At 71.1% G+C, this 21305-nt stretch carries 20 protein-coding genes; 11 read left to right on the top strand and 9 right to left on the bottom strand.

All coding sequences use genetic code 11. From position 1 onward, the window contains the following. The first annotated feature begins 55 nt into the window (after positions 1 to 55). Together NAG42_RS11105 and NAG42_RS11100 are read left to right on the top strand one after the other, a co-directional pair. A complete protein-coding gene (locus NAG42_RS11105; protein ID WP_284045141.1) occupies positions 56 to 532 on the top strand; it encodes an SRPBCC domain-containing protein in 477 nt (158 codons plus the stop codon). Further along, positions 486 to 794, top strand: a complete 309-nt coding sequence (locus NAG42_RS11100; protein ID WP_250030104.1) for an antibiotic biosynthesis monooxygenase family protein — start codon at positions 486 to 488, stop codon at positions 792 to 794. The genes NAG42_RS11105 and NAG42_RS11100 overlap by 47 nt, the downstream gene beginning before the upstream one ends. An 88-nt stretch (positions 795 to 882) precedes the next feature. Here NAG42_RS11100 and NAG42_RS11095 read toward each other — a convergent pair whose 3' ends face one another. From NAG42_RS11095 to NAG42_RS11085, 3 genes are all read right to left on the bottom strand, one after another. Further along, complete coding sequence (locus tag NAG42_RS11095; protein ID WP_250030102.1) at positions 883 to 1128, bottom strand: hypothetical protein; 246 nt, start codon at positions 1126 to 1128, stop codon at positions 883 to 885. A 142-nt stretch (positions 1129 to 1270) separates the two neighbouring features. Next, positions 1271 to 3091 carry a potassium channel family protein gene (locus tag NAG42_RS11090; protein ID WP_250030100.1) on the bottom strand — a complete coding sequence of 607 codons (1821 nt, stop codon included), beginning with the start codon at positions 3089 to 3091 and terminating at the stop codon, positions 1271 to 1273. Further along, complete coding sequence (locus NAG42_RS11085; protein WP_250030097.1) at positions 3088 to 3474, bottom strand: DUF6394 family protein; 387 nt, start codon at positions 3472 to 3474, stop codon at positions 3088 to 3090. Before NAG42_RS11085 ends, NAG42_RS11090 begins: the two co-directional genes overlap by 4 nt. A gap of 150 nt (positions 3475 to 3624) precedes the next feature. Between NAG42_RS11085 and NAG42_RS11080 the strand changes: the two genes are divergently transcribed. Then, the gene (locus NAG42_RS11080; protein ID WP_250030095.1) at positions 3625 to 4599 is read left to right on the top strand and encodes a hypothetical protein; all 975 of its coding nucleotides are present in this window, start codon (positions 3625 to 3627) and stop codon (positions 4597 to 4599) included. Between the two features lie 362 nt (positions 4600 to 4961). Here NAG42_RS11080 and NAG42_RS11075 read toward each other — a convergent pair whose 3' ends face one another. After that, positions 4962 to 6176, bottom strand: a complete 1215-nt coding sequence (locus tag NAG42_RS11075; protein ID WP_250030094.1) for a zinc-dependent alcohol dehydrogenase — start codon at positions 6174 to 6176, stop codon at positions 4962 to 4964. Between the two features lie 256 nt (positions 6177 to 6432). Between NAG42_RS11075 and NAG42_RS11070 the strand changes: the two genes are divergently transcribed. Beyond that, positions 6433 to 8598, top strand: a complete 2166-nt coding sequence (locus NAG42_RS11070; protein ID WP_250030092.1) for a beta-glucosidase — start codon at positions 6433 to 6435, stop codon at positions 8596 to 8598. A 49-nt stretch (positions 8599 to 8647) separates the two neighbouring features. On the opposite strand, the gene NAG42_RS11065 is transcribed toward NAG42_RS11070, so the two are convergent. After that, positions 8648 to 8815 (bottom strand): hypothetical protein, encoded by a 168-nt coding sequence (locus NAG42_RS11065; protein WP_250030090.1) that lies wholly within the window; start codon positions 8813 to 8815, stop codon positions 8648 to 8650. Positions 8816 to 8897: 82 nt separating this feature from the next. Further along, positions 8898 to 9671: an aminoglycoside phosphotransferase family protein gene (locus tag NAG42_RS11060; RefSeq protein WP_250030088.1), complete on the bottom strand. Its 774-nt coding sequence runs from the start codon at positions 9669 to 9671 to the stop codon at positions 8898 to 8900. A 29-nt stretch (positions 9672 to 9700) separates the two neighbouring features. On the opposite strand from NAG42_RS11060, the gene NAG42_RS11055 reads away from it, so the two are divergent. Next, complete coding sequence (locus tag NAG42_RS11055; RefSeq protein WP_250030086.1) at positions 9701 to 10060, top strand: VOC family protein; 360 nt, start codon at positions 9701 to 9703, stop codon at positions 10058 to 10060. A 9-nt stretch (positions 10061 to 10069) separates the two neighbouring features. Here the strand turns inward: NAG42_RS11055 and NAG42_RS11050 are convergent, their stop codons facing one another. Beyond that, the gene (locus NAG42_RS11050; protein WP_250030084.1) at positions 10070 to 12244 is read right to left on the bottom strand and encodes an MMPL family transporter; all 2175 of its coding nucleotides are present in this window, start codon (positions 12242 to 12244) and stop codon (positions 10070 to 10072) included. A 149-nt stretch (positions 12245 to 12393) separates the two neighbouring features. Further along, positions 12394 to 13800, bottom strand: a complete 1407-nt coding sequence (locus NAG42_RS11045) for an LVIVD repeat-containing protein (RefSeq protein WP_438872395.1) — start codon at positions 13798 to 13800, stop codon at positions 12394 to 12396. Positions 13801 to 13965: 165 nt separating this feature from the next. On the opposite strand from NAG42_RS11045, the gene NAG42_RS11040 reads away from it, so the two are divergent. The 6 genes from NAG42_RS11040 (at position 13966) to NAG42_RS11015 (ending at position 20561) form a co-directional block, all read left to right on the top strand. After that, on the top strand, positions 13966 to 14637 hold the full coding sequence (locus NAG42_RS11040; RefSeq protein WP_250030080.1) for a DUF305 domain-containing protein: 672 nt from the start codon (positions 13966 to 13968) through the stop codon (positions 14635 to 14637). Positions 14638 to 14646: 9 nt separating this feature from the next. Beyond that, on the top strand, positions 14647 to 15759 hold the full coding sequence (locus NAG42_RS11035) for an NAD(P)H-dependent flavin oxidoreductase (protein WP_250030078.1): 1113 nt from the start codon (positions 14647 to 14649) through the stop codon (positions 15757 to 15759). Continuing rightward, entirely contained in the window at positions 15759 to 17270 is a 1512-nt protein-coding gene (locus NAG42_RS11030) for an acetyl-CoA acetyltransferase (protein WP_250030076.1), read from the top strand. Before NAG42_RS11035 ends, NAG42_RS11030 begins: the two co-directional genes overlap by 1 nt. Further along, complete coding sequence (locus NAG42_RS11025; protein ID WP_250030074.1) at positions 17267 to 18685, top strand: serine hydrolase domain-containing protein; 1419 nt, start codon at positions 17267 to 17269, stop codon at positions 18683 to 18685. The genes NAG42_RS11030 and NAG42_RS11025 overlap by 4 nt, the downstream gene beginning before the upstream one ends. A gap of 44 nt (positions 18686 to 18729) precedes the next feature. Further along, positions 18730 to 19191 (top strand): hypothetical protein, encoded by a 462-nt coding sequence (locus NAG42_RS11020; RefSeq protein ID WP_250030072.1) that lies wholly within the window; start codon positions 18730 to 18732, stop codon positions 19189 to 19191. Positions 19192 to 19331: 140 nt separating this feature from the next. Further along, positions 19332 to 20561 carry a hypothetical protein gene (locus NAG42_RS11015; RefSeq protein WP_250030070.1) on the top strand — a complete coding sequence of 410 codons (1230 nt, stop codon included), beginning with the start codon at positions 19332 to 19334 and terminating at the stop codon, positions 20559 to 20561. Here the strand turns inward: NAG42_RS11015 and NAG42_RS11010 are convergent. Next, positions 20551 to 21291, bottom strand: a complete 741-nt coding sequence (locus tag NAG42_RS11010; protein WP_250030068.1) for an arginase family protein — start codon at positions 21289 to 21291, stop codon at positions 20551 to 20553. The two genes, NAG42_RS11015 and NAG42_RS11010, sit on opposite strands and share 11 nt — an antisense overlap. Between the last annotated feature and the right edge of the window lie 14 nt (positions 21292 to 21305).

Raw genomic sequence — 21305 nt, 5'->3', positions numbered from 1 at the left:
ATCGTCGGAACCATGCGATCGCTCGACGAAACGCGGGGAGCGGTGCGCGTCGACGATGTCCTGGACCGGGCCCGGGCGCATCGACGTCTGCGACAGGCCACACCACTTGCTGATCACCACTGAGCCGGACACCGACGACGAGGCCCGGATCGAGGCCTGGCTGACCGAGGAGGGCCGCGGAACGCGGCTGGTGGTCGAGGAGCGCGGCCTGTCGCGGGAACGCCTCCACTTCCATGGGGCCGGATGGCAGGCTCACCTCGAGGATCTCGCGCGGTCGCTCGGCGGCGAGGCGGCGGCCGGTCCCGAGTCGTGGACGGAGCTGACACCGGCGTACGCGGAGGTGGGGATCGAGTCCACTACGCCCGCCGTCTCAGCCGGGGGCTCCGGCCATGGTCGCGAACAGCGGCTGTCGTATCAGCACCTATCCCTTTCGGCGCCCAGCCGGGATGCTGAGGTCTCGGGTGGACCGACGAGGGGGCAGTGGCATGATCGCGCGGACCTGGCGAGGCTGGACCAAGGCGTCGGAGGCTGACGAATATCAGCGGCACTACGCGACGGTGGTGGCCGGCGAACTGCGCGGCATCCCCGGTTTCCGGGGCGCGCGGTTGCTCCGGCACCAGGACGGTGACGAGGTGCGCTTCACCTCGATCACGTTCTTCACCGACGTCGACGGGATCCGGGTCTTCGCCGGCGACGACTACGAGTTCGCCGTGGTCGCCGAGGAAGCCCGCACCGTGCTGACCCGGTGGGACGAGCGCGTCGTCCACGACGAAGTGGCCATCTTCGTCACGTAGGAGCCGGCGAAGTCAGCTCGGCCCGGCGGAGTCAGCTTGGCCCCGCGGAGTCAGCTCGGCCTGGCGGAGTCAGCTTGGCCTGGCGGAGTCACGTCGGGCCTCGGCGGATCGTCGGGAGCCGGGACGCTCGTACTGTCGCGCGGCGGGGCCCGACCACCCGGCCCTGGTCGCTGACCTCGACGCCCTCCACCTCATACCAGAGGTCGTTGTCCTGATGCACCGGAGCGCCGGCCAGCACGCGGTCGATGCGCAGCCGCAGGGGGCCGGCGCCGTAGCGATAGTCCTCCTCGGCGAAGGTCCAGATCGTGCCCGCGGATCGGTTGTCGATGGTCATCTCACCTCGCGGGGCCGGGCGGCCGCCGGCCGCAGGATGGAAATGTGGAACGCTGGCGTCCATCGTGCGCGGTGCGTTGCATCTGCACAAGGGCGTCTGCACGTGCATGTGCGCTTGCATGAGGGATTTATGTCCGATTGTCTTATGGATCGTCCGACGAACGCACCGGCGAATCGGTGCCTTCGACCTCTGTCGGTATCTTTCCCGTCACGCGCTGCCATATCCAACCGGCCGGTACCTCCCGGCCGGACAGCACATACTCGGCCACGACCCGGTTGGTCACGGTGTCGATCAAAGCCCGCCGCGAGTACGGGCGACCGACGATCAGGAGCTCGTCACCGACTTGGAGCCGTACGTCGTCTCCGGGGCCCAGCACCGTCTCGCCGTCGCGCATCAGCATGAGCGGCACCGCGTCGAGCCGCTGATCGCGGTCGCGGGGGCTGCGCAGCAGGTCACCCACCACCACGCCCGAGATCAACCACGGCTGCGCGGCGGGCGCGTCCTTGGCCGAGAGCGTCATCTTCCACAGCGCGCCCAGCTTGGCCCCGCAGTAGGCGCGCATCCGCTCCAGGGTGTCGGCCGCCCAGTCGTCGCCAAGCCCGGGCATCTCCTGCAGGAAGCGCCACAACATCGGCGTACTCAATCGGGCGTAGATCTCCCGGGCGGCCATCTCGCTCGGCACCAGCAACCAGTCGATCTCCATCGCCGCGAACAGCGGGGCGTTGGCCGGGCGGTTCTGCCGGGCGCCGATGAACAGCGACGGGTTGGCCTTTCGGGCGGCGGCCACCAGCGAAAGGTTCGTGGCGTCGTTGTCGGTGCCGGCCACGAATCCGACGGCACCGGGCAGGTCGGCCTCGGCCAGCACCGACGGCTCGGAGGCGTCACCCTCGATGATCGTGAACCCGGGCTTGGCGTCCGGGTGCGGGTGCGGGTCGATGACGGTGACCTCGAGGCCGTCGGCGCGCAGATCATCGGTCAGCTTGTGCCCGAACCGCCCGTAGCCGCAGACCACCCAGCGTCCCGTGGCCGGCGGGCGGCCCAGCTCGGGCATCTCCGCGCCTTCGCCCCGCACGAGCCAGGACAACATCAGGTACGCCGAGGGTTCGTGCAGGGCCAGGCGCAGGTGATCGCCGTACCGGTCGAAGGGGTTGACGACCGTGGGGGAGCCGAACGCCCGCATGCGGTGCTCGATGGCCGGCGAGACGGTGCGCGCGATGACCGGCAGGCCGGGGCGCACGAGCGCGGCAGTCATCGCCACGACCAGGTTGACCTCGTCATTGTCGGTCAGCGCGACGACGCCCTCGCAGAGCGGGTGCTCCAGACCGGCGACGCCCAGCGTGTGCGGGTTGCGGGCGTCGGCCACCAGACCGGGGATGTCGGAGTAGTAGGGGTCGATGTCGAGCGTGTCGATGTGCTCGGGGGACCGGTCGACCACGACCATGCGCCGGCCCAGCGCGTCGAGCGCGTGACCGAGCAGCTGACCGGTCTGGCCATAACCGACGACCAGCAGGAACGGCTCGCGCATCCGCTTGATCGTGCCTGAGAAGCGGCGCAGGGCGAGGGCTTCGCGGAACGCCCGGTCGCGCAGGGTGGCCAGCAGCGAACCGATGGCGTAGGCCCAGCCGATCACTGTGAGGTAGATGGTGAGTGTCACCCAGAGTCGCTGAGCGCCGGTGAAGGGATGCGGGATCTCGCCGTAGCCGATGGTGGTGGCGGTGTAGCTCATGAAATAGAAGGCGTCGAAGAACCCCATGCGCACCGGGTTGCCGTCGGCGTCCTGGCCGGGGATCAGCGTGAGGCCGAAGACGCTGATCGCGAAGATCAGGATCAGCACGATGAGCGGCGCGCGCATGCGGCGCAGCACCAGGAAGACGGTGGGAGAACCACCCTCGGCCGGGCGGGCGATCGCCGTGTGCCGTTGGAAGCGGCCCCGGGGCGCCGGGCGCTTCGTCGGCGGCCTCATCGCCGTTGGAAGGTCGTCGTCTCGATCACCAGGAGTGCGACGGAGACCAGGTTGGCCAGCAGGGCGCCGCCGGAGAGCGAGACGACGCTCGCCGTGGCCTCGGGGGTCATCCCGGCCGAGGAGATCTGGGTGGCGTAGACCCAGGTCAGGGTGGCCGCGATGAGCTGAAGGTCGGCCACCAGGCTGGTCGCCAGGTGAACGGCGCCGATCTGGGTGCGGTCACCGAACTTGAGGACTGTCGCGATCAGGTTGACGACCACGGCGGCGAACAACTCGTACTCGTTGTGCAGGGCCGCGTTGGAGATGTCGCCGATGAAGAACCCGAAATTGAGGGTGGCGGCGAGCAGCACGAAGAAACCGAAGATGACCTTTTCGAGACTCATACGCAGCCTTTCACCACGGCGTACACGGTAGTGCCTCCGGCAACCGGCCGCGCGCCGGTCCGGCGCTTTGCCGACCGGCACGGGGCTGCGGCGGAATCCGGCCGACTGTATGGTTCCCCCGCTTTGACTTGATCACCGGGGAGCCGTTGCATGAATCTGATCCGCGCGCTCGGCGGCACCGCCGTCACCGCTGCCATGCTCGCCATGCCATCGACGGCGTGGGCCGCCGCCGCCGACGAGCCGCCGCAGCTGGTGGCGCTGGCCAACGCGAGCGCGGGCGACCAGCAGACCTACCGGCCGTTCCACGCGGGCGAGTCGCTTCCGGTGAAGGCGGGCATCGCCAACGTCGGCGCCGCTCCCGTGCGCGGGGTCGTGGTCGACCTCTACATCACCGGCGAGATGGAACTGCCGCGCGACTGGACCAACTGCGAGTACTACGGCGATGACGGGGTCGACGGCGCCTGGTGCGAGTTCGACTCGGACCTGCAGGCCGCCACCTCATATCTGCTGTCGCCGCTGAGTATCGCGGGCCGGGCCGACGCGATCCGCATCAAATATCCGCACTCGCTGAACATCACGTGGTACCCGAAGGCGTACGCCTCGGAGCGCGGCGGCATCCACGACCTGGCCCAGAGCGCGCCGTCGCAGGGCGGCCGCGAGCCGGTCAAGGGGACCAAGGTGCCGCTGTCGCTGAGCAAGGCGGACCTGCCCGTCCCGGCGGGGGAGGGCGACTCCAACCCGCGGGCGGGGGTTGCCTTCTACTTCGTTCTCCGGACGGCGACGCCGACGCCGACCATCGCGACGCCGCCCACGGACCCGCCGGGCCACCCCTCGTCGCCCGAGGCCTCGGACTCGCCGGAGCCTACCGGGACGGCTACCACGACCTCGGATCCGGCGCCGAGCTCGCCGACCACGACCGCGACCGTGACGCCGACCGCGACCGACCCGGCGGCCGGCGTGCCGGCGACGACGCCCCCGGCCGACGGTCAGGGCGGCAGTGGTGGCGGACTGGCCCTCACCGGCTCGAACACCGCGCTGGTGGCCGGCGGCGGCCTCGTGCTCCTGCTGGCCGGGGCGGGCGGCTACCTGATCACCCGTCGGCGCCGCACGAAGTTCGTCGCCTGACGCTTACTACCCCGGGATCCTGATCCGCCCGGCCCAGATTCCGAGCTGGGCCGGGCGGCTTTTGTCTTCCGACCAGAGAGTCGATGCTGCCCGGCTGTGGATGGGGCCCGCTGTGGATGCTGCCCGGCTGTGGACGCTGCGCGGCTGTGGATGCTGGCGGCTGTGGATGGGGCCCGTCTGTGGATGGGGCCCGGCTGTGGATGCTGCCCGGCTGTGGACGCTGCGCGGCTGTGGATGCTGGGCGGCCGTGGATGGGGCCCGGCTGTGGACGCCGACCAGCTGTGGATGCTGCCCGGCTGTGGAAGGCCGAGCGGTGGATGAGCCCGGCTGTGGATGGGGCCGGCTATGGGGCGAGCTGTGGACTAGGGGATGAGCGGCAGGCTTGGGTTGGGGCGTAGGGCGACCTTGACGGCTGAGGCGCTCGGGCCGGCGCTCGCGGTGGACAGGGCGGTGCGCCACTCGGGGAGGTCGTAGACGTGGGTGACCAGGCCGTCGACCGGGAAGGACGGGTCGGACAGCCACTCGACGGCCTGGGTCATGGTGTGGCGGCCGCCGAGGGTGGGCTCGGGGCCGAAGTTCACGCTGCCCTGCACGGTGAGCTGCCGGTTCCAGACCAGCGACCAGTCGACCGGCTGCTTACCGGCCGCGCCGACCAGCACGAGCATGCCGCTGGGGCGCAGCAGGTGCAGGCCCAGGTCGATGGTGGAGGACAGGCCGACGCAGTCGAAGACCACGTCCACGCCCTGTTCGAGCAGCGGGATCCGGGTCAGCCGGGGCCGGATGACCCGGCCGCCGTGCAGACCGGCCAGGGTTTCCACCACCCCGGGGCCGGGCGGCAGGGTGCGATCGGCGCCGGCTCTTTGCGCGTACGCCGCACTGAAGGTGCCGGGGCCGACGGCGGTGATGTCCAGGGTGGGATGCAGGCGCCGCAGCGCCGCGATGACCAGGAGCCCGATCGTGCCCGGGCCGATCACGACGGCGCGGTCGCCCCGGCGCCGCCAGTGCAGCGCCGCGTGCAGGGCGATCGAGGTGGGCTCGGCCAGCACGGCCCGCGCCGACGGCAGGTCGCCGACCGGGTGCAGCTGCGATTCGTGGGCGACCAGCTGCTCGCCCCAGCCACCGCCGAGTGCGGCGTCGAAACCGAGCCCGGGAGCGCGGCAACCGGCGACCCCGGGTTCGTCGAAACGCTCGCAGACGTACGGGAAACCGTCGGTGCAGGACCGGCAGGGCGCGAAGCCGCGGTGGGCGCAGGAGACGATCGGGTCGACGACGACGCGCCGGCCCTCGTCGGTGACGGCGACGATCTCGTGGCCGAGGATCTGGTGGCGGGCGGTGTAGAACGCGCTGAGCACCAGTGACGACTTGGCGTGGGCGACGCCGACGTCACTGCCGCAGATGCCGGTCAGTTCGGGCCGCAGGCGCACCCAGCCCGGGGCGTCCGGGAGCGCCGGCTCGGGCAGGTCGTCGCGCAGACGGAGCAGACCGCCGGCGTCGCGGGGGACGCGCAGGCGGAGGCGGTGTGAGGCGGCGGTCAGCAGGTAACGCGGCACGGACAGGTCGGTGAGGACGGCTCGCATCCTCTGACCTTGGGATCCGCGAGGGTCGATGCGCAAGTGTGTTCTGTGCTAGTGCGCGTGCACCTCGTCCTAGCGACGTCCGTCACCGCGCCCGCAGGATGTGGACCGGGGGGCGGAAACATCTTCGCCACTCGATGGAAACAAGTCAGGCGGCCCCGATGCCGCACACCCGATCCGAGCACCAGCCGTCCTCAACGAAACGAGGGCTCCGTATGAAACGTATCAACAGCATCCGCCGGCCGTGGAAGGAGCATCGATGAAACGGGCACTCGTCCTCGCCTTGCTGACGCCGATCGCCATCGCGGTCGCCCCCGTCGGCCCGGTCCGAGCGGCCCCGGCGACGGACTGCGCGGCCTACCCCTGGATGGACCAGCGCAAGACGCCCGACCAGCGGGCCCGGGCGCTGCTGGCGGCCAGTACCCAGCAGCAGAGATACCGCTGGCTGGTCGAGCAGCCGGCCAACAATCCTCAGCAGACCGAGTGGCCGGATGGCGTCGTCTACCCGGCGCAGGTGCCGTGCACGCCGGCCGTCGTGTACTCCGACGGACCGGACGGTGTGCGTTTCACCCCAGGCGTCACCGCGTTCCCGGCCACCATCGCGACCGCCGCGACCTTCAACGAGCCGCTGGCCTACACCAAGGGTGCCGCGCAGGCCTCCGAGGCGTTCGACAAGGGCAAAAACGTGCTGCTCGCACCGGGCCTGGCCAGTGGGCGCACACCGCTCTCCGGCCGCACCCCGGAGTATCTCGGCGAGGACCCGCTGCTCACCGGCCTGATGGCGGCGGCCGGCACGCGGGGCATCCAGAGCAGCAGGACGAAGCCGGTCCTGGCCACGCTCAAGCACTACGTGGCCAACGAGCAGGAGGTGGATCGGCAGACCAGCTCGTCGAACGCGAGCGAACGCACCCTGCGCCAGATCTACGACCTGCCCTTCGAGATCGCCGTCGACCGCGGCGACCCGGAGAGCGTCATGTGCTCGTACAACCAGATCAACCACGTGTACGCCTGTGAGAACGAGCGCTTGAACGAGGTGCTCAAGGACGACATCGGCTTCGACGGTTATGTGATGAGCGACTTCGGCTCGGTGCACTCGACCGCGCCCAGCCTCGTCAACGGGCTGGACCAGGAGCTCAACCGGCCGATCTGGTTCACCCCGGCGCGTCTCGACGAGGCGCTCGCGGCCGGCCTGATCACGCGTGGGCAGATCGACGCCGCGGCGTTCCGGGTGGTGCGGTCGTACATCCGGGGTGGCCTGTTCGATCACCCGCTGCCGGCGGCACCGGTGGAGGACGCTTCGACGCCCGTCCACAAGGCGATCGCGCGCAGCACGGCCGAGCAGGGATCAGTGCTGCTGAAGAACAACGGCGTGCTGCCGCTCCAGCCGCGTAACGGCGACGAGATCGCGGTGATCGGTGCGACGGCGTCGAATACGCCCACCGACGGCATCAGCGCCAACTCGGTGTGCAGCCTGCCCTGGCGGTTCGGTAGCCCGACCACGCTGCCGTGTGAGGACCTGGTGTCGCCCGAGGACGGGATTCGTACGCGGGCCGCGCGCAACGGGGCGACGGTCACTTTCGACAACGGCAGCGACGTCACGGCCGCGGCGACCGCGGCGGCGTCGGCCGACGTGGCGGTCATTTTCGCGTACGTGCGGATGGGTGAGTTCACCGACCTGACCGACCTGCGTCTGCAGGGGAACGGCGATGCCCTCGTGTCGGCCGTGGCCGCGGCCAACCCTCGTACGGTCGTGGTCCTGCAGACCGGAAGCGCGGTCGAGATGCCGTGGCTCGGACAGGTGCCGGCCGTGCTGGAGACCTGGTACGCGGGGGAGCAGATGGGGCCGGCCATCGCCTCGCTGCTGTTCGGCGACACCAACCCGTCGGGCAAGCTGCCGATGACGTTCCCGAAGTCGCCGGCCGACACGCCGACCGCGGGCAGCCCGGCGCAATACCCGGGCGTCGTGGTGGACGGGATCCGGCAGGTCGACTACAACGAGGGCCTGAAAGTGGGCTACCGGTGGTACGAGAGCGAGGGCATCGATCCGCTCTTCGCCTTCGGCCACGGGTTGTCGTACACGTCGTTCCGGTATTCGGCTCTGCGGGTGTCGTCCTCCCGCGGTGACGTGCGGATTACCTTCCGGCTGACCAACACCGGCCGCCGCACCGGGACCGAGGTGGCGCAGGCCTACGCGACGCTGCCGGCTTCGACCGGGGAGCCGTCGAAGCGGCTGGTCGGCTTCCAGCGGGTGACGCTCGCGCCGGGGCAGAGCCGCACGGTCGATCTCACCTTGTCGCGGGCCGATCTGGCCGACCTGCACCTGCTGCAGTATTGGGACGGCCGCTGGAAGACCGCGCCCGGCCGGTACGGCATTCAGGTCGGGGGCTCGTCCGACACGGCTCTGAGCTCGTCGTTCAGCCGGTAGCCAAGACCGTGGGGGCCGCTCGAAAGGGCGGCTCCCACGGTGGCGTCACTCACTCGGGGAGCTTGACCTCGCTGTTGCCCTTCCAGTCCTGCGGCTCGCCTTCGCCGCCGGCCTGAGGGTCGCGGTGGCCGAGCGCGGTCTCGCCCGGAAGCTCCTCGACGCGCTCCTTGGCGATCTCGTCGAGCTTGGCCTCGGCGTCCTTGTTCAGATCCGACATCTCGCACCTCCGTTGTCTCGTTCTCGCTACGCCCCCGCCACTACCCGGGGCACGCCGTCTTTACCGGGCGGGGAGACCAGGCTCACGCTTCGAACAGGTGCCGGTGGGCGCGACTCCAGCGGATGCGGTCGGCGGTGGTGTCGAGGAAGCCGGTCGCCTGCCACTCGGCCTGCGGCTGGTGACCCCGCCCGGCGAGCAGGCGAGCCCGTTCCCACACAGCCTCCTGCTGCCCGATCACCTCGTCAACCAGACCGTCGGTGCTTCCCAACCCGTACGCCTCGGCGAACAGCTCCAGGCGGCGCCGTCGATCCGGTGGCTCCGGAAAGGCCAGCCAGCGCACGCAGGTCTCGTCGTCGCGGAACGGCGCCACGTACTCCAGGGCGTAGGCCACGTCCTGGATCGGCCGCGCGGGCCAGGCGTAGTCCCAGTCGAGAACACCCACCGGCCGGGAGCCGTGCCAGACCAGATTCCACGGCCCGAAGTCGCCGTGACAGATCACCTCGTCGGCCCGGGGCGGCTCGGTGCGGCCGGCCCAGCCCGCCCCGGGCGTCGGCCGGAATCCGCGGACGGCCTCGTGGTAGTCCCGGAGCAGCCGCGCCATGGCGATCAGCCCGTCGTCCTCGACGACCTTGGCCCAGCCGGCGGCACCCGATTCCCCGTCGACGTAGGACAGGATTTCTCGCCCCTGCTCGTCGATGCCGAGGAAACGGGGAGCCGGCCGGAAGCCGATGCTCTCGAGATGAAGCAGGAGCTCGTGGACGCCGGCCGACCAGGGCTGCCGGGGCCGTCGCACGGTGTCGCCGACGCGCACCACCAGCCGGTGCGGCTTGTCCTGCAACATCTCATGATCCACCATGACGGCGACGCTACCGCTACCGTCGGCTCATGCTGCGCAAGATTGACTGCGTCATGGTGCGGGTCGACGCGCTCGAGGCCGCGGAGGCCTTCTACACGAAGGTTTTCGGGCTGCAGCCGCTCTGGCGCGACGAGTCGGCGGTGGGTATGGCCCTGCCCGAGACGGATGCCGAGGTCGTTCTGCACACGATGGACCTCCCGGCCGACCTGAACGTCTACTTCCTGGTCGACGACGTCGCCGCCGCGGTCGCGGCCTACGAGCGCGGCGGCTGCGTCGTCCGCACGTCACCGTTCGACGTGGCGATCGGCAGGTGCGCGGTCCTCGAGGACCCGTTCGGCAATTCGTTGTGCGTGATCGACCTGAGTAAAGGCCCCCGGCAGCCGATCTGACCGCACGCGTCAGCCGACCGGCTCGGGCTCGCGTGCCGGCTTGACGGGCCGAGTTTCGACCTCGAAGCGGGGTAGGGACCGGTCCATCCAGCCCGGCAGCCACCAGGTGGCCCGGCCCAGCAGCGTCATCGTTGCCGGGACCAGGACCATCCGGATGAGCGTGGCGTCGATCAGGACCGCGGTGGCCATGCCGAGGCCGAGCATCTTGACCGTCACGTCCGGGTCCAGCGCGAAACCGGTGAACACCGCGACCATGATGGCCGCCGCGCAGCTGATCACCCGCCCGCTCGCGGCCATCCCGCGGATGACGCTGCCCCGGGCGTCACCGGTGCGCAGCCAGTCCTCACGCACCCGGGACAGCAGGAACACCTCGTAGTCCATCGACAGCCCGAACAGGACCGTGAACAGCAGCACCGGCACCCAGCTCGACACCGGCACGGCATGCGGCAGCCCCACCAGCCGGGCCGTGGTGTCGTTCTGGAAGATCGAGGTCAGGACCCCGTACGCCGCCCCGACCGACAGCAGATTCAGGGCCGCCGCCTTGACCGCCACCACCGGCGCCCGGAAGAGAACGGTCAGCAGCACGAGCGACACCGCCACCACGAACACGACCACGATCCACAGCCGCTCGGCCAGCCGGTCGGACACGTCGGCGAAGACCGCCACCAGACCGGTCACCAGCACGCCGTCGGGCAGCACATCGGCCCGGAGGCGGTGCAGCAGCTCGGTGGTGGCCTCGTCCTGCGGCCCGGTCGACGGCTCGACCACGATGACGGCCGCGCCGTTCTCCACCAGCGGCGGGGCCACCGAGGCGATGCCGGGCTGCTCGCGCAGGGATGCCGACAGCGCGCCCAGGTCCGGCGCCTCGGCCAGGTCGACGGCGAGGACCAGTGGCCCGTTCGCCCCCGCACCGAACTCCGCCGCCACCAGGTCGTAGGCCTGACGGGTGGTGTGCGACTCCGGCATGCTGCCCGCGTCCTGCGGCCAGGTGCGCATGCCCAGCATCGGCGCGGCCAGCACCGCCAGCAGAATCAGCGAAGCGACCGCGGCGATCCCCGGCCGCCGGCACACGGCCGCCGCCCAGCGCGCGGTGAACGTGGGCCGAGCCCGCACCGGGGCGTCGGGAGCCGCCGAACCGGGCCGGGCCGCCGCCGAACTCACCGGAGCCGGGAGAGCGGCCCGGATCTCCGCTCCGCGACGGATGCGGCGGGGCAGCACGCGCTGCCCGGCCAGGCCGCACAGCGCCGGGACCAGCGTGAGCGCCGCGGCCATGACGGCCGTGACGGCGAAGAACGTGGCGTAGCCGAACGACGAGTACGTCGGCAGCGTCGACAACTTCAGGCCGAACAGCGAGACGAGCACCGTGAGCCCGGCGACCACCACCGACACCCCGGCCGTGGCGTTGGCCGCCGCGGCTGCCGCCCGCGGGGACAGCCCGGCCCGGAGCCCTTCGACGTGCCGGGCGACGAGCAGCAACGCGTAGTCGATGCCCACCCCGAGCCCGACCATCGTGGCGATCGTCGGGGCGATGGAGCTGACGTCGGTGACTCGCTCCAGCAGGGCGATCAGCGCCGCGCTGCCGGCCAGCCCGGCGATGGCCACCGCGATCGGCAGGCCCGCCGCCACCACGGAGCCGAGCGCGAAGGCCAGGATCGCCAGCGCCGCCACGATGCCGGCCAGCTCCGCCGTACCGCTGGGGGCCTGGACGTTCTCGGCGACCTGCCCCCCGAGCTCGACCTGAAGCCCCGAGCGGACCAGCGGCGCCGCCGCGGAGCGCAGCGCGTCGATGCCTTCGGTGCCCGCGAAGTCGGTGACCGGAATGCTGTACCGCACGCCGATCAGCGCCGTGTCACCGTCGGCCGACATCCGGGCCGGGTCGACGACGGCCGCTCCCTCGACACGGGCCAGCCGGGCCCGCAGGTCGTCGAGCGTCGCCGGGTCGAGCGGCCGATCCGAGTGCACGACGACGCGAGCGCCGGTGCCCGACATCTGCGGGACGCGCTGCCGCAGGAACTCGGTCCCGGCCTGCGACGGTGTGCCCGGAACGTTGTAGTCGTCGCGCGGCGACCCACCGAAGGCGACGGACAGCCCGGCCACCGCGACCAGCACGACCACCCAGGCCCCGATCGTGCGCCAGGGACGCGCGGCGGCGGCTCCTCCGAGCCGCCCGAGCAAGCGAGACATCAGTTTCTCTCCTCCGTAGTTCTTCGGAGGAGACCCTCACCCATCCCACTTGCGACCCACTTGCGTTCCGCTTGCCCCCGGCCTGCAGCCGTCTGCAAACGAGACGGTGCCCGCCCTGCCTCTCGGTCAGGACGGGCACCGGTCACCGGTTACCAGCGCAGGAAGTTGTCCTGGGTCTGGGCGTTGAAGACATCGGCGCGGAAGTACTTGGCGATTGCCGTGCGCACGTCCTTGAGCTCGAGCACGTCGACGCCCTTGGTGATGTCGTTGGAGTAGATGAAGCCGTTGTACCAGTACGCGGACCAGGAACCACCGCCGGTCAGCGTGTCGAGCGACAGCGGGCCACGCTCCCAGTAGGCGATCTCCTTGGGCCGGCGGGAGTCGGTGAAGTCCCAGACCGAGATGCCACCCAGATACCAGGCCTGGACCATGATGTCGCGGCCGGGCACCGGGATCAGCGAGCCGTTGTGGGCCACGCACACCTCGGTGTCGGCGTTGTAGCGCGGGATCTTGAAGTAGCTGCGGAACACCAGCTTGCGCTTGTTGCCGTGGCCGACGATGTCGTAGATGGCGTCGGCGCCCCGGTTGGGGCCGACGGCCGCGTTGCAGGTGGCCGCGCCGCCGCCGCCGAGCTCGTCGGTGAAGACGACCTTGGAACCGCTGTTGTTGAACGTGGCCGAGTGCCAGAACGCGAAGTTCACCTCGTCGCGGACCGTGTTGATGACCCGCGGCTGGGTGCGGTTGGAGATGTCGAACAGCACGCCGTCACCCATGCAGGCGCCGGCCGCGAGGTCCTTGGCGGCGTACACGGTGATGTCGTGGCAGCCCGTCGTCGCGCTCCCGGTCTCGCTGCCAGGGAAGCCGCCGTCGGCGAAGACGACCGGTGTCGCGACCACGGCCGCGGCCGTGGGGTCGCGCAGCGGCACCTTGACGATCGAGATCTTGTCGTGCGGCAGCGCGCAGTTGGGCAGGTCGGCGCCGGCCAGGTTGTACGACGAGACGTACAGGTAGACGTTCTTCTCGCCGCGTTTGCCGGGCACCAGCGTCTGGGTGTGCGAGCCGCAGTCGGTCTTGACGGACTTCAGGTATTTCGGCGTCAGCGGGTTGCTGATGTCGAAGATCTTGATGCCTTCCCAGCGGTCGCCCGGCGCCGCGGTCGTCGACGCCACGTTGTCACAGGTGTCGTTCGTCCGCTGCGAGTCGGTGCCGAGGAAGAGCAGGTTGCCGGTCACCGAGATGTCGTTCTGCGATCCCGGGCAGAGCACCTGGGCCGCGACCGTGGGCGCCTTGGGGTTCTTGATGTCGTAGACGTAGAACCCGTTGTAGTTGCCGCCGTAGGCGTACTGGCCCTGGAACGCCCAGTCCGTGTTCGTGGCGGTCAGCGGGCCCGACTTGTCGAGGTGCGCGACCTGCTTGAGGTTCGGGCTGCTGACGATCTCGTCAACCCCCGGTATCGTGTTGCCGTCGACGGGTGTCTGCGCCGCGCTGCTCCCCGGAGCTGTCAGCAGGCCGGCGATCAGTGCGAAGGCACTGACGGCGGCCAGGCGCTTGAGCATCCGCCCTCGTGGGGCAGTGTGCTTCATGGGTCTCCTCCCTGGACGCACCCTGCGGCGAGGTAGCGGCGCAGGGTGCGTAATGGCTTTGTGTATTCACCTTTGTCGTTACAGTAGTGGCCGGAAGCAGATGAGCAAACATCTTTGGTGATCGATATAGGAGGCTCGGTGGGTCGGGTCAGGACATCGACGCTCGTGGCGGCCGTGGTCATCCTGGCCGGAGCCGTGACCGTGGGGGTCGCGGCCCGGATGGGCTCCGACGGCTCGGCCGCGGCGCCCCGGCCGAGCGTCAGCGCCGCTCCGCCGCAGCGTGTGGTGCTGCCCGGTGGCCCCGGCGACGAGGCCGTCGTGACCGGCTCCGACCGGGTCCGGGCGCCCGACGGGTCGACCTTCAACGGCATCGACACCGCCTTCGTACAGATGATGATCGTTCACCACCGGCAGGCGATCGAAATGGCCGATCTCGCGCCGTCGCGGGCCGCCAACAAGCGCCTCACGGCTCTGGCCGAGCGGATCAGCGCCGCCCAGCCCTTCGAGATCAACTTCTTCCGTACGTGGTTGAAGGAGCGCGGTCAGCCCGAGAGCGACCCCACGCACGACCACGGATCGATGCCGGGCATGCAGACCGACGCCGACCTGGCCGCGCTCGAGGCGGCCACCGGCGCCGCGTTCGACACCCGGTTCGCCACGATGATGACCGCCCACCACCGCGGCGCCCAGCTCATGGCGGGTGATGTGCTCAAGGGCGGCAGCGACGAGAAGCTGCGCGAGGTCGCCAACGAGATGGCCGTCGAACAGGGGAGCGAGATCCGCCGCCTCGCACAAGTGACCGCCGGGTAACGTGTCGGCATGCGTACGGCATTGACCGATCTGCTCGGCGTCGAGCATCCCATCGTCGGCTTCAACCGATCGCCCGCCGTCGTCGCGGCGGTCACCAACGCGGGCGGCTTCGGCGTGCTCGCCGCCTCGGTCTACGGCCCCGAGGAGCTCGACGCCCAGCTGACCTGGATCGAGGAGCAGGTCGAGGGCAAGCCGTACGGGGTGGATCTGCTGGTCCCCGAGAAGTTCGTGCCCGGCGACCCGGCCGACCTGGTGGCCAGCATGCGGGCCCAGATCCCGGCGGAGCATTTCGCTTTCGTGCGCGGGCTCCTCGAGAAGTACGACATCCCGCCCGCCCCGACCGTCGACCACCAGCAGGTCGCCGCCTCGCTCACCACCCCCGGCGCGATCGCCCTGCTCGACACGGCCTTCAAGCACCGCATCTCACTGATCGCCAGCGCACTCGGCACCCCGCCACCCGAGCTGGTGGCCCGGGCCAAGGAGCTCGGGGTCGTGACGGCGGCGCTGGTCGGCCAGGCCCGGCACGCCGAGCGGCAGATCGCGGCGGGCGTCGACGTGCTGGTCGCCCAGGGCACCGAGGCGGGCGGCCACACCGGCACGATCGCCACGATGGTGCTGACGCCCGAGATCGTGGACATCGCCGGCGACCGGCCGGTGCTCGCGGCGGGCGGCATCGCCGACGGGCGCCAGATGGCCGCGGCGCTGGCGCTGGGCGCGGCCGGCGTGTGGTGCGGCTCGATCTGGCTCTCCAGCGCCGAGGACGTGGCGGTGCAGGCGATCAAGAGCAAGTTCCTCGCCGCGAGCTCGGCCGACACCTTGCGCTCGCCCACCCGTACGGGAAAACCGGCGCGCCAGTTGCGGACGGCCTGGCACGACGAGTGGGCGGCCGCGGGCAGCCCCGAGCCGTTGCCCTTGCCGCTGCAGCCGATGCTGGTGGACGAGGCTTGGCAGCGGATCGACGCGGCCGCCGAGGCCGGGCACGAGGGCGCGCTGGCACTGGAGTCGTTCTTCGTCGGGCAGGTGGTCGGGTCGTTCCGGGACATCCGCCCGGCCGGCGAGATCACCCGGGCGATGGCGGCCGGCTGCGAGCGGCGGATCCGCGAGCTGGCCGGGCGCCTCTGATGGTCGATCCCCGCACGCCGGTGCTGGTCGGCGTGGGCCAGGTGTCGGAGCGGCTCGACGCGCCGGGCTATCAGGCGCGCTCGCCGGTCGACCTGGCGGCCGACGCGGCGCGGGCGGCCCTGGACGACGCGGGCGTCGGAGCGTCGGCGGTCGGCACCGTGGCCGGCGTGCCGCAGTTCGAGATCTCGTTGCCCTGGGCGGTGCCGCTGCTCGGGTGCTCCGACAACTTCCCGCGCTCGGTGGCCGGGCGGCTCGGGGCCTCGCCCCGGCGAGCCGTCCTGGAGGTCGGCGGTGGTCAGGGGCCGCAGCATCTGGTCAACGAGTTCGCCGCCTCGATCGCGGCCGGGGACTCCGAGGTCGTGCTGCTGTTCGGGTCCGAGGCGATCTCGACGATCACCGCGCTGGCCACGGCATCCCCGCGGCCCGACTTCAGCGAGAGCCCGGGTGGGTCGCTGGAGGCCCGCGGGCACGGGCTCGAGGGCATCGTGTCGATGCACCATGTCGCGCACGGGCTCACCGACACGGCGTCGCAGTACGCGCTGATCGAGAACGCGCGGCGGGCCCGGCTCGGGATGTCGCGGGCCGGCTACGCGGCGGCCATCGGGCAGCTCTTCGAGCCGTTCACGGCGGTGGCGGCGGCCAACCCGCATGCGGCGGCGCCGGTCTTCCGCGACGCCGCGACCCTGGTGACGCCGAGTGCGGCGAACCGGCCGATCGCCGACCCGTACACGCGCTATGTGGTGGCCCGCGACAAGGTGAACCAGGGTGCGGCCGTGCTGCTGATGCCGGTCGAGGCGGCGCGGCGTCTCGGCGTACCGGAAAGCAAATGGGTCCATCTGGCCGGGCACGCCGATCTGCGCGAGCGGAACCTGCTGGATCGCGCGGACTACGGCACCTCGCCGGCCGCGGTCCGGGCCGCCCAGCACGCGCTCGAGGTGGCGGGCATCTCGGCCGGGGAGCTGTCGACCCTCGATCTCTACAGCTGTTACGCGGCGCCGGTGTTCGTGGTCGCCGAGGCGCTCGGGATCGCGCCGGACGACCCGCGCGGGCTGACCGTGACCGGTGGGCTGCCGTTCTTCGGCGGGCCGGGCAACAACTACGCGATGCACGCGATCGCGGAGACCGTCTCGCGGGTGCGGTCGGCTCCCGGGTCGTACGCGTTCGTCGGCGCCAACGGCGGCATCATGAGCAAGCACTCCACGGGCGTTTACACCACCGATCCGTACGGCTTCAGAAGGTCGGAGAGCGCGCGGATCCAAGCCGAACTGGACGCTGTGCCCGCGCCCGGCGAGGCGACGGCCGCCGACGGGCCGGCCGTCATCGAGACCTGGACGGTCAAGCACGGGCGCGACGGCTCCCGCGAGGGTATCGTGCTCGGCCGGCTGGAGGACGACGGCCGCCGCTTCGTGGCCCGGGCCGACGCCGTTCTCGACCTGCTCAGCGAGGGCGAACCGATCGGCGCGCGGGTGACCGTGAAGTCCACCGAGGACGGGAACGTGGTCCGCGGATGAGGGCTCTGCTGCCGCGGTCGGCCCCGAGCGCCCAGGGGGTCCCGGCGCGGTCGATCGGCGTCCTGCTGGACCGGCTCGAGGCCCGATCGGTCGAGCTGCACTCCCTCATGGTCGTCCGCCACGGACACGTCGTGGCCGAGGGCTGGTGGGCGCCGTACTCGGCCGGGCGTCCGCATCTGCTCTACTCGCTGACCAAGTCGTTCACCGCCGTGGCGGTGGGGCTGGCCGTCTCCGACGGGCTGCTAGCGCTGGACGACCGGGTGGTGGACGTGTTGCCCGACCACGTTCCGGCCGGCCTGTCCGGGCCGGGCCGCCGCATCACCGTGCACCACCTGCTGTCGATGACGGCCGGGCACGGCATCGACAGCCTGGGCCCGGCGTGGGAGCTGGAGCCGGGCGACCTGGTGAAGGGCTTCCTGCGGGTCGCGTTCACCGAGGCGGAGGGCACCCGGCACACCTATGACAACGCGACCACCGGCGTCCTGGCCCGGATGGTCGAACGGGTCACCGGTCGCGGGTTGCCGGAACTGCTCGACGACCGGGTGTTCCGGCCGATGGGCATCGACCACGCCGAGTGGGACCGGGTGGGGAGCGGAGCCGCCTTCGGATTCCACGGACTGCACCTCACGACCGAGGCCGTCGCGGCGTTCGGCGAGCTGTTGCGGCGTGGCGGGGTCTGGGACGGCCGGCAACTCGTCCCGCGCGAGTGGATCGAACTGGCGACCAGCAAGCACATCGACACCTGGCCGGCCGAGGATGAGCCGCCCGACCCTGATTCGGTGGCCGGGTACGGATACCAGTTCTGGATGTCGCGGCACGGCTATCGCGGCTACGGGAACCTGAGCCAGATGTGCATCGTCGTCCCGTCACACGACCTCGTGGTCGCGATGACCTGTGGCGGCGACCCGTCGCGCGACATGCCCGGCGCCTTGTGGGACGTGCTGCTCCCCGCCCTGGACGGCGAGGGCGGCGACGCCGAGGACGACGAGATCCTGGCCGAGCGGCTGCAACGGTTGTCGTTGCCGGTGGTGCCGGGTGCGGCCGGTCCTGCCCGCTCGGCCGTGGCCCGGATCGACGCCTCGGCCCAGGATTCGGCTCTGCCCGGCGCGACGACGGTGGCGGTCGAACCGGTCGACGGCGGATGGCACGTGCAGCTCGGACCGTCCATCAAGGTCGCGGTCGGCCACGGCGATTGGCGGGAGAGCGCACCGCTCGGCCGCCCGATCGTCGCGACCGGCGCTTGGCAGGGCGACACGTTCGTCGCCGACCTCTACGTCATCACGTCCCCGCACCGGGTCCGGCTGGTCGTCGACGCCGGCACCGCGACCGTGACGTGGAACGCCGTACCGCTGACCACTCCCGATCTGGAGCTACATCTGCGGTCGCCGCTGATGACCCGGCCCGACGTCTCCTGAGCGAAAGGTCCGCGGGCCGCCGCGCTTATCGATATCGTGCCCGGGTGAATGCTGCGCTGCGGGCGACCGTCGCCGCACTGGCGGTGCTGGCGTGCGGGTTCGCCGGACTCGGCCTGTCGTTGCTCGACAGCCCGTTCCCGGACGACCCCAACCCGACGTCGGCCGGCTACTTCTTTCTCTTCGTGGCGGCCGGAGTGACGGTGCTGTCGGTGGCGATGCTGCGCGGCAACCACAAAGCCTGGCTGGCACTGTGCCTCACCGCCGCCCTGACCGCGCTGCTGCCCCTGGCCCTGCTCGTGTCCGACGCCCTGGACGACTTGGCCGAAGCACCACCCGAGCCCGAAAACCTGTACGTCTCGACAGTCCTCGTCTCCGAGCCGCCGTCGCCGGCCTACGCCCTCGGCGACCTCAGCGCGTACGTCATCCTGGCCGCCGCGGCCTGCACCACCGTCCTGCTCCTCCTGCCCGCCACCCGCCAGGCCCTGGCCCGCCGCCGCGGCGAATAGATCGGCCACTCGGACGAGCACCGCGGTTCAACCGTGCCCCTGTCGTCATGCCGACATGGGCACAGAGATCGATTAGTGTCATTCGCGCCGAGCCACTGCTAGCTTTTCGCCGCCCTGTTCTTCGGCCGGAAGCGGAGCAAATGCCGCGCGGATACCGTTTCGGGATCGCAGTGCTCGTCATCGCGTTCTACGAGTTGTTCATCGCGGCCATACCGCGCCACCATGCCGTGATCGTGTCCAACGTGGTGGTCGCGGTCGTCACCGCCCTGTGCGCTGTCGCATGCGGCTGGTTCGCGGTGAGAAGTCGTGGACCGGAGCGACGCTGGCGAGCGCTCGCGGCGGCCGCTCTGGTCGCGCTGGCCACCGGTCAGGGCATCTGGATGGTCAACCAGCTGACCGGTCCGCCGGCGGCGAACTCGCCGTCGCCCGCCGACCTCGCCTACCTGGCTGGTCTGCCGGTCGGCATCGCGGCCCTCGTCGTGATCGCCCGCCACGCGAGCCGGCCGGTCACTGCCGTCGGCGACGGACGGGCCCGCCTCCTGCAGGAGGTCCGGCTGATACTCGACGGGCTCTTGGTGGTCGTCTCCGTTTTTCTGCTGGCCTGGATGACCACGCTGAGAACCGTGCTCGAGCAGGAGTCGTCCGGGCAGCTCTCGCTCGTCCTCGCGGTCTGGTATCCCTTCGGGGACGCACTCCTGATCGCGCTGGTGCTGCTGGTCCATCTCACCCGTTCCATTCCCCGGCGCAACCTCCGCCAGCTCTCGCTCATCGGGTCCGGGCTGACCGCCTTGGCATTGTCGGACCTGGTCTTCAGTTATTACTTGGCCGGTGGCATCGCCGTTTACCCCTTCATCACGGACATCGGCTATCTCGTGAGCCCGCTGCTGATTGCCTGGGCCGCCGCCATCGACGCGTTCGAGCCGGCCCGCCCGTCCGCCCACTCCTCGCCGCGGCCGGACGGTCGGCTTTCGGCCGCCGTGGCCTACCTGCCTCTGGTTCTGGTGACGGTGTTCTTGTCAGGAAAGGTGCTGTCGGGGACGACGTTGACTGCCGTCGAGGCTGTGGGCGCTGTGTCGATCTTTGTTCTGGTCGCGGTGCGCGAGGCGGTCACCTTCGCGACCGTACGGCTGGAAACGGCACCGGAAGCAATCGGCGGGCACGTCCTCGACCTGGCGAACGCACCGCTGGGTGAGGCGCTCCCCGGTCCCGCGAGCGAGCTCGATCAGCACCTGCTTTCTCTCACCGGCCAGCTTCGGGAGCAGATCGAGCGGGCGCAACGGTCGAGCAACCGGGTCGCCTGGTGGACGTTCTCCGGCGGGGTCGTGCTCGGTGCCCTCGGCAACGTCGTCGTGGCGGTGGTCATGGGTTGATCAGGGCGGCCAGACGACTGATCAGCCGCGCGTGCGCGGGGCCGGCGGGGGGAGCCCACGTGCAGGCGACGTCGAGCGCGGCGACCCGGCCGGTGGCCACCAGGCGTTCGCAGGCGGCCACGACGTCGTCGGCCGAGGGGCCGTGCGGCACCGGGAAGCGCAGGCCGGGCAGGTCGGCGGCGTCGATGACGTCGACGTCCACGTGCAGGAGCAGGGGACCGTCGGGGACGGTCGCGGCGGACAGCTCGGGCACGGTCAGGCGGCGGATGGCCGAGGTGGCCAGGTAGTCGGCTTCCGCCGGGTCGAGGTCGCGCGCGTCGGCCAGCACGGCGCGCCCGGGGGCCACGGGGCGCAGGCCGAAGCGGTCGGCGTAGCGGTCGGGGTGGGCGCCGGTCACCAGGCGCAGGGACAACCCGCCCAGGTAGCCCGAGGTGGTCGTCTCCAGGGTGTGGACGTCGCCGTGGGCGTCGAGCCAGACGACGGCGGCGTCCACACCGGCCCGTTGCAGGCCGGCGACCGTGCCGCCCGCGATCAGGCAGTCACCGGAGAAGACCACGGGGGTGCCATCGGCGGCGGCCACCGCGTCGGCGGTCCCCCCGCACAGGCGGGCCAGGCGGTCCCACGCGTCGCCGGCCGAGAGGTCGGGGTCGACGCTGACGTCGGCCCGCACCGGGAGGTCGGCGTCGGGCAGGCGCTCGTTCGCGTGATAGGGCACCAGGATCGTCGTCACGCCTCACGATAGCC

This window comes from Paractinoplanes maris (assembly GCF_023544465.1).
Lineage (GTDB): Bacteria > Actinomycetota > Actinomycetes > Mycobacteriales > Micromonosporaceae > Actinoplanes > Actinoplanes maris.
The sequence above is the reverse complement of the archived record's forward strand: the minus strand, read 5'-3'. Positions and strand labels throughout refer to the sequence as shown.